8 protein-coding genes are annotated in these 14,528 nt (G+C 48.2%); 2 read left to right on the top strand and 6 right to left on the bottom strand.

The genetic code is table 11. From position 1 onward, the window contains the following. Positions 1-173: 173 nt before the first annotated feature. Positions 174-3,860, top strand: a complete 3,687-nt coding sequence (locus F557_RS0111700; RefSeq protein ID WP_342664075.1) for a PKD domain-containing protein — start codon at positions 174-176, stop codon at positions 3,858-3,860. Between the two features lie 52 nt (positions 3,861-3,912). Here F557_RS0111700 and istB read toward each other — a convergent pair whose 3' ends face one another. The 4 genes from istB to glgX all read right to left on the bottom strand — a co-directional run bounded on the left by istB (position 3,913) and on the right by glgX (position 9,073). Beyond that, positions 3,913-4,683, bottom strand: a complete 771-nt coding sequence (istB, locus tag F557_RS0111695) for an IS21-like element helper ATPase IstB (RefSeq protein WP_019002407.1) — start codon at positions 4,681-4,683, stop codon at positions 3,913-3,915. Beyond that, positions 4,683-5,984 carry an IS21 family transposase gene (gene istA / locus F557_RS0111690; protein ID WP_245539382.1) on the bottom strand — a complete coding sequence of 434 codons (1,302 nt, stop codon included), beginning with the start codon at positions 5,982-5,984 and terminating at the stop codon, positions 4,683-4,685. The genes istB and istA overlap by 1 nt, the downstream gene beginning before the upstream one ends. Before the next feature lie 466 nt (positions 5,985-6,450). Then, a complete protein-coding gene (locus tag F557_RS0111685; RefSeq protein WP_019002406.1) occupies positions 6,451-6,774 on the bottom strand; it encodes a coiled-coil domain-containing protein in 324 nt (107 codons plus the stop codon). 208 nt (positions 6,775-6,982) lie between these two features. Then, entirely contained in the window at positions 6,983-9,073 is a 2,091-nt protein-coding gene (gene glgX / locus F557_RS0111680; RefSeq protein ID WP_019002405.1) for a glycogen debranching protein GlgX, read from the bottom strand. Positions 9,074-9,578: 505 nt separating this feature from the next. On the opposite strand from glgX, the gene F557_RS0111665 reads away from it, so the two are divergent. Continuing rightward, positions 9,579-10,583: an HD-GYP domain-containing protein gene (locus F557_RS0111665; RefSeq protein ID WP_019002402.1), complete on the top strand. Its 1,005-nt coding sequence runs from the start codon at positions 9,579-9,581 to the stop codon at positions 10,581-10,583. A gap of 234 nt (positions 10,584-10,817) precedes the next feature. On the opposite strand, the gene F557_RS21345 is transcribed toward F557_RS0111665, so the two are convergent. Together F557_RS21345 and F557_RS0111650 are read right to left on the bottom strand one after the other, a co-directional pair. Then, entirely contained in the window at positions 10,818-11,894 is a 1,077-nt protein-coding gene (locus F557_RS21345; RefSeq protein ID WP_019002400.1) for a porin, read from the bottom strand. Between the two features lie 396 nt (positions 11,895-12,290). After that, positions 12,291-14,519 carry a S8 family serine peptidase gene (locus tag F557_RS0111650; protein ID WP_019002399.1) on the bottom strand — a complete coding sequence of 743 codons (2,229 nt, stop codon included), beginning with the start codon at positions 14,517-14,519 and terminating at the stop codon, positions 12,291-12,293. Positions 14,520-14,528: the final 9 nt, after the last annotated feature.

The following is a 14,528-nucleotide window of genomic DNA, read 5'->3' as shown; positions in this document are numbered from 1 at the left end:
TCTCAAATGCATGGGCAGGCTCTAAGGCCTTATAGGTTTCAAGAGCGAAAACTTATGTACCGGACCATGAACTTACAACGGTCTAGTACTTTCTTTCATGGGGTATGTCAGGGATAAAACGGCCATACCCTGGGTGATTTGTTCATACTTTTCCTTCCCATGGAGAATACTCAATATCATTAATAGTCAAAGATAAGAATGGCAGAATATCTAATAAATTTACCAAGAATGTAGTAATTTCTGAAAATGCTAATATTAACCATAAACCTAAAGCTTCCTTCACGATTTCTAAGAATTTCCTTAAAGTAACTGCTACCAATACCAGCACGGATCAGGACGGACCTGCAGACATTGTGTCCTATGCATGGACATCCAGCGACGGCGGTTCTGCAACTACAAAGGATTATGCTCATACCTTCGCGTCCCCCGGCACCTATACCATAAGTCTGGTGGTGACGGATTCCAAGGGAGCAACCTCCGCAACTGCAACAAAGACCGTTACTGTCGAAGCTGCCAACAACGTGCCGGTTGCTTCCTTCACCGTAGCTAGCAATTATCTGGACATCGCAGCCACCAATACCAGTATTGACCAGGACGGACCGGCAGACATTGTGTCCTATGCGTGGACGTCCAGCGACGGCGGTTCGGCTACAACAAAGGATTATGTCCATACCTTTGCAGCTCCCGGCACCTATACCATAAGTCTGGTGGTAACAGATTCCAAGGGAGCAAGCTCCGCGGCAGCTACAAAAATTATTACTGTTGAAGCGAACAACAACGTCCCGGTTGCATCCTTCACCGTAGCTAGCAATTATCTGGACATCGTAGCCACCAATACCAGTATTGACCAGGACGGACCGGCAGACATTGTGTCCTATGCATGGACTTCCAGCGACGGCGGTTCAGCTGCAACAAAGGATTATGTCCATACCTTTACAACTCCCGGTACCTACACTGTCAGCTTAGTCGTAACAGATTCCAAGGGTGCAAGATCTGAGGTAGCTACAAAGACGGTTACTGTTGAAGCGTCAAACAATGTCCCGGTTGCCTCCTTTACCGTGACCAGCAATTATCTGAATGTTACAGCCACCAATACCAGCACTGATCAGGACGGCCCCGAGGACATAGTATCCTATGCATGGACTTCCAGCGACGGCGGTTCGGCCGCGACAAAGGATTATGTTCATACCTTTGCAGCTCCGGGTACCTACACTATCAGCCTAGTAGTAACAGATTCCAAGGGAGCAAGCTCAGTAGTGGCAACAAATATTGTTACGGTTGAAGCAGCCAACAATGTTCCGGTTGCATCATTCACTGTAGCCAGCAATTATCTGGATATCACAGCAACCAGTACCAGCACGGATCAGGACGGTCCCGCTGACATAGTATCCTATGCCTGGACTTCCAGCGACGGCGGTTCGGCCACGACAAAGGATTATGTTCATACCTTTGTAGCTCCCGGTACCTACACTATCAGCCTAGTAGTAACAGATTCCAAGGGAGCAAGCTCTGTGGCAGCTATAAAGACGGTTACTGTTGAAGCGTCCAACAACGTTCCGGTTGCATCATTCACTATAGCCAGCAATTACCTGGATATCACAGCTACCAATACCAGCTCGGATCAGGACGGCCCCTCTGACATAGTATCCTATGCGTGGACTTCAAGCGACGGCGATTCGGCAACAACAAAGAATTATGCTCATACTTTCGCGGCGCCCGGCACCTATACCATCAGCCTGGTGGTGACTGATTCCAAGGGAGCGGTATCCGTAGCGGCGACTAAGACCGTTACCGTCGAAAAAGCCAACAATGTTCCGGTTGCATCATTCACTGTAGCTAGCAATTACCTGGATATCACAGCTACCAGTACCAGCTCTGATCAGGACGGCCCCTCTGACATAGTATCCTATTCATGGACTTCCAGTGACGGCGGTTCGGCAACAACAAGGAATTATGCTCATACTTTCGCGGCGCCCGGAACCTATACCATTAGCCTGGTGGTAACGGATTCCAAGGGGGCGAGTTCGGCAGTAGCATCACAAAATGTTACAGTTGAATCAGAACCAATAATTCCTACGGCATTATTTAGTTGTGGCTCACAAACTCTGGACTTGATCGAAATTGATGATAATAATTCCTATTATGCGGAAAGTATTATTTGTTCAATTGATGGAGAGTTGCAATCATCTTTGAATTATTCTTGGAATGTTGTTGGAGATGGGGTAACCTGCGAGTCGCCAAATAGTGATATCAGTACTTATATATGCACGTTTAGTAAAAATACAGAGGTAAGTATTGGGTTAACTGTTTCCGATTCTCTCGGTAATTCAAATAACAGCAACATTAGTTATACATCATCAGATGTATTCAAAGCAGATTTTTATGACCGTAATCAATCTATTGACGAACAATTATCACCAAAAGATGGATTCGTATCTAATCCATCGTTAAATGCTGAATTTGTTTCAAATTCAGTTGTAAAAACAGGAGGTAATTATACATTTACTTGGAATTTTGGTGACGGTTCAAACAAATCAATAAATACTAATACCAATATTTCTAATACATTACATTCATATATATCACCTACCGTTTATGAACCTGTGCTAACAATTAAAGATAACACAAATGGTATTGAAACAAAAGTTTCAAATAAATATTATTACTTTAATAGTAAATATTGTTCAGGTTCTGTATTTGGTCCCTATCACAAAATGAGCTACATGTATTTTAATAATGACAATAACCAAAAGGAATACGTGTTTATTAGTAATGCAAAAGAAAGATGTGCCGATACTAATGCTGATCAGTGTCCTTCGTCATTGAGTTTTTACTATGACAATATCTTAAGTACTGATGTATCTGAAATAGTTTATGGGGGGCATTCTTATACTGTTGGTAAAGGCGTATACGGAACTTTAAAATCTTACACTTCGTCAGATTTGTTTGGATATAATGGTAATCATCAATTAAAAGTTACAGCTGTGAATAATTTATCTGATTCTGAAGATTGTTCTTTTGATATACGCATTGGTAAGTCAGCTGACTCTTCAACATATTCATCTATCAATGTTGGTGATTTAGTTCAGTTTGGAACATTATCTTCATTGGAAGGCTCTGTATACAGAGTAAAAGATCGTCCTATAATCTGGGAAGTTATTAGAAAATCCAGTGGAAAAATTATGCTTTTGCAGGTTTTTGAAGAAGAATTGTATAATAAATCTACAATGACATTCTCTTCTGCATCAAGTGCAACAATTTGGCCCAATAGTAATGTTCGCTCTATATTAAATAGCAATTTTTTGAATAAACAATATATATCATTACCTAAATATAATTCTAATACTCAAACTAGGCTGAGTTTTTCAGATTTCGAAAAAAGCAAAATTGTGCCTATAAGTAATTACTCCGATTTGTGGAATTATGCAGCACATGGGGGTAATGTTAATGCTGATTGTATACAAAATCCATCATGCCTTTGGGAAGGTGTGCGAGTAGATGCATATACAGTTCCAAACAATTATTATTACAAGCATAATACTACAAGTACATCATCAACTGATTATTTGTTTTTATTAAATGTTTATGATGTAAAAAACAATTATGCAAAGAATCATTGGCCTAGTACAAAAATGTTCCAATTACGAGATTTATTTGCCATAGGTGGTTCTGGAGGAAGATGTACTGCTAATGAAAATGGTTTTAATTGTTCATTAGGGGATGCTGATAATGCAACAAAAATAACGTACGGTGCTGCAGTTGGCGGTATTTCATATGAGTTTGCAAGGAAAAGCGGATTCAAGATTACACTACCTTTAACTGACAATTATTTTAGATTGGCAACATGGATAGAATTGTAGAACGATCGAAAAAGTTGACCACTAAAACGATCGGAAGTTGACCACTCCGATTTTAACTTAAACTTTCATTTTTTGCCAATAAATTTGCCTTCTTGGCAGCGAGCAATCTGTAACTGTCGCCATTGATTGTAAGCACACTACAATGATGAAGCAGTCTGTCTAAAATAGCAGTGGCGGCAGTTGTATCACCAAGTATCAGTCCCCAATCACTGACAGGTCTGTTGCTGGTTATAACAGTACTTTTGGATTCATATCTTCTGCTTATCAGCTGAAACAAAAGATGTGAGCCATTTGCACTGAAGGGACAGTATCCTAATTCATCAATGATGAGGACTTTAACCTTAGCAAGTTTCTGCATTTTTTGTTCAAGCTTTCCCATTTCATGGGCTTCGGAGAGTTCTTTGATAAGAGCTTCTGCCGTTTTAAAAAGTACTGAGTATCCTTGTTTTACGGCTAGCAGACCGAATCCTATGGCCAGGTGTGTTTTGCCTACTCCTGGAGGTCCAAGAAAGAGAATATTAGAGCCACTGCCAGCCCAGGACAGCGTTTTAAGTTCTCTGATGACAGCCGTATCGATACAAGGCTGCACCGAGAAGTCAAACTCCTCAAGAGTGCATTTGCGAGGGAAGTGGGCTGCCATAATCCCAATCCTTATTCTGTTTTCCTCTCGACGACTAATTTCACGACTAAAGACAAACTGCAATATTTCTCTGGGATTCATTCTGCTGTTTGTAGTTTCACTGATAATTTCCTCAATGTGATCTCTGCAGAAAGTCAGATTCAGCCTGTCAGCCATAGCAACAAGATTGTTATCAGATGCCATTACCATGCGCCTCCAGTAACTTTTGCATACTCATCGAGTGAACGTGACAGGCTGTTCTGCCCCCACGTTTCATAATCGGGACTAACGTCATTAAAAATTTTAATGGTTGATTTTTCCTGCAATTTTGCAGTATAAAAGGAAGTGGCCTTATCTATTCTGATAACTTTATTATCATCATCGTGGAAGATGATTTCTGTGTCTGTTATCTGAATAAATACGCTTTGATTGGAGTACTGCTCCGGTAGTTTATACAATCTGTTCTCGACGCGGATAAGGCCACACTTGTCTGCCTTTCTGGTTTCCTCACGTATGTTTGTAAAAAATACTCTGTCAACAGTCCTGAGTTCAGATCGTTCCTTTTGTGTAAATCTTTCTGCCGGGGTTTCAGCTTGTATGCCGGAGGTATGAACCAGTGAAAGTTTCCTTACGTCTGAGTATTTCACCAACCATAAATCTATCCACTTCTGTAAGTCCTCAAGAGAATCAAAGTTTCTGCCTGGTAGTGCATTTTCCTTGAAATACCTTACCATACGTTCACATTTACCTTTAGAGCGTGGTTTATATGGCGTACATGCGACAGGCTTAACATTCCAATAATGGCAGAATGCCGTATACCTTTCATTAAATTTGAGCTCACTGCCGTTATGTACTGTAACCAGACATTTTGTATTATCTGAGACTATTGCCAGAGGAACTCCTCCAAAATGTCTAAAAGCATTCTCAATACCATTAAGCCATGCTTCAGTATTTTCTGCCGTAAACGCCTTTACGTAAATTCTTCTCGAATAACCGAGAACACTAACAAAAAAGTGAATCCTGACATTACTCCCGCCTATCATCACATCCTGTTCTCCAAAATCTATCTGCAGGTGATCACCAGGTTGGGTTTCATAGCGACAGGGGATTGATTCGCCACGATTCTTCAGTTCCTTTCTGAACTGCTTGCAGAAAATCTGTAACCCTCGTAAATTCGCACTGCCATCATACGATTCCTTAAGTTTTCTCAGCAGAGGTACACAGTGTCCATTCATCTCGAGAAACAGCTCTTTAATTGTTTCTCTGTTGATCTTCAGATAGTTATTAAAACTGTCCTGCACACGTACCTTTGGTTTTTGAATACCATTCATGTATTTACGAACAGATTGCCTTGAAATTCCCAATTTTCTGGCTATATCCCTGATAGACTTTCCTTGTTTAGAAAGTTCATGGATCTGATTTTGAAATATTGAATCAAACATTCTGGAATACCCATTTTCTTTTATACGATATTCCGATATTTTATGTTTTTTAGATCTTTTCATGACCACTCCATTATCTATTTGTTTCATAATTTATAGGTGGTCAACTTTTATTCGTTTAGGTGGTCAACTTTTGCGATCGTTTAACAAGAATTATCAAACTAATGATTTTCTTATGTTTCTGAGTTATATCTAATAACATACATAATGTGCAAAATCATTCAAAGTAATGTGTTAATTTTGAGATAATAGGCGTATGAGTTCAGTTAAAGATCGGATATTGCATATCCGATCTTTATTTTGTGAAGTCAGTATAAACACAACCTTCAAGATAGCTATAGCCCCCCACACACTTTTGCAGGTACTGTTTTTCTTGCAGTCCGGAAATTGCCTCTGACATCTGAAAATAACGGCCGGAAAAAGTCTCCCCGCCTTTTTCTGACGGGTTTTCTGAAGGTGGGAATGTGGGAATGCGTGAATTACAGAAAGCAACCGGCCCCCTCCGGAGGAAGGAAACGGCTGCCGGAAATCAGGAAATATTGCTGCTGCTTTTCAGAAGCTTCAGCAGCCCTTTCATAAACTGCTCGTGCTTGTCGATCTGATCGTTCAGACTGTCCAGCTCCATGATCAGGCTCTTTCTTTCGTCCTCGCTGTTCTCCAGTCTGCGGGTCACTTCATTGAGCTTCACAATGGTCTCAGCCAGCTCGGCACCGGTATCTGCCAGTTCCCGATCCATGTCATGATTGAACTTCTGCAGCTTTTCAATCTCTTCGCGGGCCCCGTTAAGCTCACGGGTAAGCATTTTAATTCTGTCTTCCAGCAGCAATGGAGAATTATCACCTAAACCAAGCATTTTATCTGTTCCTCTGACAGAAAATAATATCGCGCAGAACCAAAGTTACTTCACAATTCTAAACCAAAGCGGGGAAACAGAGCACATAATCCTGTATTTTTATCTCAAAACTTCCGGCAGATTAACATTACCGCCGCCCTCCTGTCCCCGGACCGGATTCCCGCCCGGAAATCCGGCAGTTTTCCGCTGCCGCCGGCAGGGAACAGGTCTAGTTCGGACGTCCCGGAGCCACCAGAACCAGAATGGAACGGCTGCCCAGGTAGTAGTTGTGTCCGATAGGAAAGTACTCATCCTGCTCGGCATAGATATCATCGGGCGGGGCCAGATAGGTATCAATGACCCGGAACCATTTCTGCTTCTCCCCGTGCGGCACGGAGGGAATTTTTATGTGAAGACCTTCCCAGTAGGCGTTAATGAACACGTAGTACCAGAGTCCCCGGGTATCGGAATAAACCGTAAGGCCAATGCTGTGCGAGGTATGGCTCCAGTCCGGCCGGAACGGCTCCACACCGTGCCAGGTGATGGAATTATTGGCAATGGCTTCCTGCAGGGATTCAAAATCCCGCCCCCGGAAACGTCTGCTGCCGCGCCGGGAACGGTATGACAGAAGAATTCTGGTAAACCGGAGCATCTCCTCGGATTCCTTCCGGGGCTCCCAGTTCAGGTAGCTCATCTCCGTATCCTGGCAGTAGGCATTGTTATTGCCATGCTGCGTCCGCAGCACCTCGTCGCCCATCAGCACCATGGGAGTGCCCATGGACATCAGATTCAGCAGCATAAAATTCTTGGCCTGTCTCAGGCGCACTGCCCGGATCCGGGGATCCCGGGTTTCTCCTTCCTCTCCGTAGTTGAAGCTGAAGTTATAGTCGTTGCCGTCCCGGTTATCCTCGCCGTTGGCCTCGTTGTGCTTTCTGCTGTAGGACACCAGATCCCACAGCGTGAAGCCATCGTGGCAGGTGATAAAATTCACGCTCTTCTGCGGATCCACATTCTTGCCCCTGTAAATGTCGGGACTTCCCAGAATGCGGTTCACAAAGCGCGAAATCATGCCGTCATCCCCTCTCAGAAAAGCCCGCATGTCATCACGGAACTGCCCGTTCCACTCGCGCCAGCGGCTGCCGGCCATGGCCCCCACCTGATAAAGTCCGCCGGCATCCCAGGGCTCGGCAATAAGCTTCACATCAGAAAGCTGGTTATCGCAGTCAATGGCCAGGGTGGTGGGAGGGTCGTTCAGAGGCTGCCCCGAGGAGTCCCGGGAAAGCACACAGGCCAGATCGAACCGGAAGCCGTCCACATGCATTTCCTCAGTCCAGAAATGGAGACTGTCCTTAATGAGCTGTTTTACCATGGGATTACTGGCGTTAATGGTATTGCCGCACCCCGTGTAGTTCCGGTAGGCCCCGTCCTTTTCAGGATCGAGAATGTAGTAGGAGGGATTGTCCAGTCCCTTGTAGGCATAAATGGGCCCCGAGGCATCGCCCTCCGAGGTATGGTTGTAGACCACATCCAGGAACACCTCAATCCCGGCCTTGTGGAGAGCCTTTACCATATCCCGGAACTCATCCAGAGGACCGTAGATGTCGTTCCGGGAGGAGTACTCCCCGTGAACCGCAAAAAAGCTCATGGGGGAATAGCCCCAGTAGTTGCTTTTGCCGGGCTGGGCATCCAGACGGTCAAACTGGAACACCGGAAGAAGCTCCACCGCGGTAATTCCCAGGTCCTTCAGGTAGTCAATCTTTTCGATAATGCCGGCATAGGTGCCCCGGATTTCAGGAGGCAGGCCGGAATTGGGATTCTTGGTAAAGCCGGCCACATGCATTTCATAGATGATGCTGGAGCTCATGGCATGGAGCGGCCGCTTCTCCTCGCGGCCCCAGTGATAGAGGCTCATGTCAATAACCACGCTTTTGGCGCAGAAATGCAGGTTGGAGCCCACGTAGCGGCTGAAGGTACGGTTGTAGTTTTCCGGAAAGACAATGCGCCGGGCGTAGGGATCCAAAAGCACCTTGTGAGGATCAAAAATCGTTCCGGGCCTCCGGGCCCCGAGCTTCTTCACCCGCCATCCGTAAAGCTGGCGATCCCGGATGCCGTGCACCAGCACATGCCAGTAGTAATGGCTCCTGTACTCCGCGGATCTGAGAATAATCGATTCCGGACTGGTATCATCGATATCGCTGAAAAGAAGCAGCTCCATTTCGGTGGCATCGGGACACCAGATGGCAAAGTTGACTCCGTCCTTTTCCACGGTAGAGCCGAGAATCCTGCTGTGTCCTCGGGAAATTTTATATTTGCCGGCCATAAAGACCCCTGATATTAAAAATAAACGACCTTATCTTCCGGAATTTTTCCCGAAAGAAAAACCGCGCTGTAAAGCGTCATCAGTGTCACCCGGAAGATCCTTTAGATAGGACTTTAAGCCTGTCAGCGTCAGGTCAGCGGAATGACCCGTTATTGTAGTAATAGAAAATGCCCGGCTCTGGCCATCTTATCATACCGCCCTTCCCCGCTGTTACCGGGTTCCCGCAATTTGACAACATCCGTCACATGGAAATTAAAAACTTCCCGGTAAGCATTAGCCGTTACATGAATTCCGGGATTGTTTCATAAAAATCCGGACCGGCCCGGTCTTTTTACAGCCCGGGCGCAACTCTTTGATCTGCCCATAAAAATCCCTCCGGGGGCTCTGCTAGAATTTAATAAGTACAGATCTCCTGCCGTTTCTCATCTCCGGAGCAGCCCTGCCTGACTCCGGCAGCCCTTCACTGTTACTGTAGCGGCATATCATTCCTGAAAGGAGGTATCTCATGGACTGGATCGTGGTAGTCGACGACGACGTGATGAATCTTAAGATGGCCGGAAAAATTCTCAGCCGGAACGGCATGCGGGTTACGGCCCTGAAATCCGGCACTGCCCTTCTGGAATATCTCAGAGGGAACCGGCCGGATCTCATCCTTCTGGACATCAAAATGCCCGGGCTGGACGGCTTTGCCACCCTGGAACGCCTGAAGGAGCAGACCGGCTCCGCAGATCCGCTTCCGGTAATCTTCCTGACCGCTGATGACAGCCGGGATTCCGAGTCCCGGGGACTTGCCATGGGAGCCATGGACTTTATCAGAAAGCCGCTGGTTCCCGAGGTGCTGACGCTCCGGGTCCGGCACACCATCGATCTGGTACGGCTCAGACGCAATCTGGCAGCAGAGGTAGAACGGCAGTCCCGGGAAATCCAGAGTCTCTCCATGCACGTGGTACAGACTCTGGCCGCCGCCATTGATGCCAAGGACACCTACACCAACGGTCATTCCGGAAGAGTAGCTGAGTATTCCCGGGAAATTGCGCGGCGCTACGGCTACTCCCGGGAAGCTCAGGATGAGATTTACATGATGGGTCTTCTGCATGACGTGGGCAAAATCGGCGTGCCGGACGCGGTAATCAACAAGCCCGGCAGACTTACCGAAGAGGAATTTGCACTCATCCGGAAGCATCCGGTTCAGGGCCACCGGATCCTCAGCCAGATTACAGAAATGCCCCGGCTGTCAGCGGGCGCCCGCTGGCATCATGAACGCTTTGACGGCCGCGGCTATCCGGACGGTCTCGCAGGACACGATATCATGGAGGAGGCCCGGATCATCGCCGTGGCGGACGTCTATGACGCCATGACCAGTAACCGCAGCTATCGCGGAATACTGCCCCAGAGCAGGGTGCGCGAGGAAATCGTCAGGGGCCGGAGCACCCAGTTCGATCCCGCATTTGCAGACATCATGCTGGAAATCATTGATGAGGACCGGGAGTACAGGCTGCATGAACACTGATCCCCTGCCGGCCCCTTCCGAAAATCCTCCAAAAGCGCGAATTCCCCGGAAAAACCGCAGCCGGGACCTGCTGATACCGGCGCTGACGAAATTCTGGAGTTTCTGCCGGAAACGGAAAGCTGAACTCTGTAATTTCCGTGCCGGCAGCTCCTTACCCAGGCTCCGGAAATAAAAAGGCTGCGGATCCCGGAGAATCCGCAGCCGCCATGTCAGTTTTTCTGGAACCGGCAGTTATTAGAAGTTGTACTGCAGGCCTACAGAGAAGGCATCGTGATCACGGCCTCTGGAATACTGAATGCCATGGGTCTTGTCCAGGTAGCCGTTGTCAATATGGCCGACACCGAACTTGGCACTGGCAATAGCCTTGAACTGCTCGTTAATGTCATAGGTGCTCTCCAGAACAACCTGAGACACTGTGAAAAGCTTGGACTTAAAGGTATTGGACTGATAGCCGGCCATGAAACCAAGTCCGTTGTCAAAGCCGTAGCCCAGAGCTGCCTCATACGAATTCAGGTGGGAGGAGGTACGATCAATATCGGTCATCTGGTAGCCGAAAGCACCGTAGAAGCCATCACCGGCATTGCCCAGGGAAAGACCGAGACCGAAGCTCTGGTAATCAGGATCCGCACCGGTCACATTGTAGTAGTCATAGCCCAGGCGCACAGACAGCGGAAGAGTCTCGCCGTAGGTGTAGCCGGCAGAAACGGCAACACCGCCCTCAACGCCCTTCAGGCCAGCAGTCTGGTAGGACAGGTTGAACATCACGCCGTTGGTGTCCAGGTTATAGACAATCTGGCCTTCCTGACGCTCGCTGTCAGCCTCGCCGGCACCCAGATTGTAGGCTGAAAAGCCGTACTCCTCAAAAACGTCGGTTACGCTGAGAGCGTTGTACATTGCAGATTCCAGCTGACCGAATACCAGAGCGCCGTAGTTGTCAGAATCAAAGCCCACATAGGCGTAGCGGGTATCAAACTTTCCGTTGCTGGAGGTTTCAGCAGACACCTGCCATTCACCGAAGGCTTTGGCATAGAATCCGGCACCGATAGGAGTGCGGGCATTCACATTGAGGCGGGCTACACCGCTGAGGCCGGCCTTGCATTCGGCATAATAATCCTCGCCGTCGGCATCGGTGGCATGTCTGTGGCAGCGGTTGCCGTAGGAATCATCCTCGGCATCCGAAAATACGGAATTGAAGTTAGCCTGCAAACGGCCGCCTACAGCCAGGGAAGTGCCATCCTTGTTATAAACGGTGGCGGCACTGGCGGAACCGCAGGCCAGCATTACGGCAACAGCAAGAACTTTCTTAAACATTTTCATCATCCTTCAATAATAATTCTTCATAATAATCAAAGTTGCGAATCAGCAGTGTCCCCTCTGCCGGAGGATCGTGATAATTGTTAGTCTCTGCTAAACCGAACGCTGTCATTCTATCAAAAGTCAGACAGAGATCAAGTTTTTTCGCAAAAAATAATAATTAATTTCAATTATTGTTGAACGTTTATAAAACAAAGTTCCGCGACGGTGCAAAATTTCCCCGGCTCTGCTCCGCTTTTATCCGAAAAATGATCATCCTAGTGCAAAAAACTCAAAAAACGTTTTCATAAAAAATATTTTTTATTCATTAAAGCCTCCCGCATCTGACGGATGATCATCAGGACGCTGTCAATAGCTGTTCCCCCGCTGAAAGAGGATAGGACAGGTGCGTCATCACTGCTCTTTGCGGCCGTAGACCATAAGCTGCATGCTGCTGTTCAGCGCATCCAGATCCAGCCTGCAGGGACTCTTCAGGCTCAGCGTCCAGTGCTTTTCGGGATCCTCCTTCAGAATTTCCCGGTAGAAGGCGGAGGTGGCAAGCCTGAGCGGAGACAGCGGGGATCCGGGATTGCTATAGTCACTCCCCGGGATTCTGAAGCCGGATTTGAAATCCCAGTTGGCATAGAGGGGCTTTATCAGAGATTTTGTTCCTGCCGGGGATTCCGCCAGGATCTGGAGCAGGAGATTGGCCTCGAATACGGCCTGCTTCCTTTGCCTGTTATGCTCCGTTTCATCTTCATCCTCCGGAGAGGCTGCGAGCTTGCAGAAATCCCTAATACCCTCAGAAAGATAGGTTATCCCGGAAACCTCATAGGTTATGGCATCCACCACGAGAGATGCGCTGCCGAGCACAGACTCCGGATCTTCCGGATCCCGGAAATCAGAGAAGGTGCAGGTAATGTTTCTTTCAGTGTCATCGGTGAACACGCAGGGATGGGAATTTCCGGATACGTATACCTCGGGAAGCTCCTTAAGCCCGGCGCAGACCGGATCGCTGCCGCAGGCAAGTGCTCCCTTCACCAGAGCGGCGGCATCCGCCACTCCGAAGCCGTAATGGCTGGAGAATCTGAAGCCGGCGGCATTGTCCTGCCAGCCGTAGTCGTAAACCACGGGTTCGCCATAGCTGCGGTCGGATGCCGTCTCCTGCACGGTCAGCGCCAGGGAGGGCATAACGCTGTCGTTGCGGGAGGTAGTGGCCAGAAGATAGCGGAGCTGGGATACCGTCATATCCGGCATGGCCTGATAAGCCAGTGCGACCGCGCCGGAAACCGTGGGAGCCGCTGAAGACGTACCGTTCATGACATTGGTGTAATACCAGTTGTCAGGGCTTCTCCAGGGGGTCTGGGCATCCGGATCATTCCAGTCCCGGGGATCATACTGACCGCTGGTGGTAACAATGGCCGCACTGGTTTCAGCGTCAGAATCCTTTTTACCGCCCTTCTCGCCGCCAAAGCCGGTCACCCAGAGATTCGCTCCGGTGGATCCGTATGATGACTTAACACCCAGCGAATTCAGGGCCCCCACATTGATAACAAACGGATCCCGGGATATCTGAGTAGTCTGCTTGAACTCGCAGTCAAGCTGCAGCTCCGTGCAGATACTGCTGGAATAGGGCTTTCTATTTTCGTCATACCCGGCAAGAAACTCATTGCCCTGGGCATGAATAACGGCAATGTTCCTTTCATAAAGAGCCTCGTAAAGGTCTTCCTGTTCCGGCTGGCTAAAGGTCTCCAGATCTCTCCCCCAGCTGGCGTTCACAATGCTAAGACCGGGCATGCGAAGCATATATCCCAGAGAACGGGCTTCAGCCGCGAGATCCAGCTTAATGGAGACCATACTGGCCCTGAAGGCTATGCCGCGCCCTCCCCGGCCGTTCATGCCGGAAGCGGCGATGATTCCGGCCACCCCGGAACCATGGATGGCCGCCGGGAACTCCTTAAGATCCTCCAGTGAGAGTCCGGTGTTAATAAGATCCCCGCTTCCGGGAATTCCAGGATCGAAAATCCGCTCCCGGAGATCCTCATGATTAATATCTGCCGGGATATCATGAACCGCCACTAAAACGCCGCTGCCGTCAAGCTGCTCCTTCCGCCCCTCCAGAATGGTACGCCAGGCGGGAATCACGTTAAGATCAATCCCCCTGACCGGAGCCTGAGTTACGCCGTAGGGATTCTGGCCAATATTGCAGAGATGCCACTGATCCGCTGTCAGGGGATCGGTGATGGCAAGCTCCGTTTCTGCTTCTGCAGCCGTGCCGTCAGTCAGGGTAACCCGGCAGCTCTCGGTGTAGGCCTTTTCTCGGTCATAGTCCAGATCGTAGGAAGAAAAGTACTCCTCCGGGAGGACATAGAACCACTCGTTTTCTCCGGCAGCCTCCGCTGTTACGGGATGCACCTTTGAGATAACACCGTATTCGCAGCTGATATCCCTGAGGCTTCTGTCTGCAGTTACCCGGTAGGGTTTTCCGGTAATATAATCGCCGTCCCTGAATTCCAGCACGACATTAGCACCGGAGGAACTCCCGGACCGGGAGCCGCCGCAGCCCGTCAGCAGGGCTCCTGCCAGGATGACGGCAGTGACCGCGGCGGTATTTCTGGTTAGGCTGAATCTCTTCATGTTCATAATCTGTAC

Origin of the sequence: Succinimonas amylolytica DSM 2873 (assembly GCF_000378405.1) — a bacterium.
Taxonomy (GTDB): domain Bacteria; phylum Pseudomonadota; class Gammaproteobacteria; order Enterobacterales; family Succinivibrionaceae; genus Succinimonas; species Succinimonas amylolytica.
Note: the sequence above shows the minus strand (reverse complement) of the source record. Positions and strands in the feature narration are given on the sequence as shown.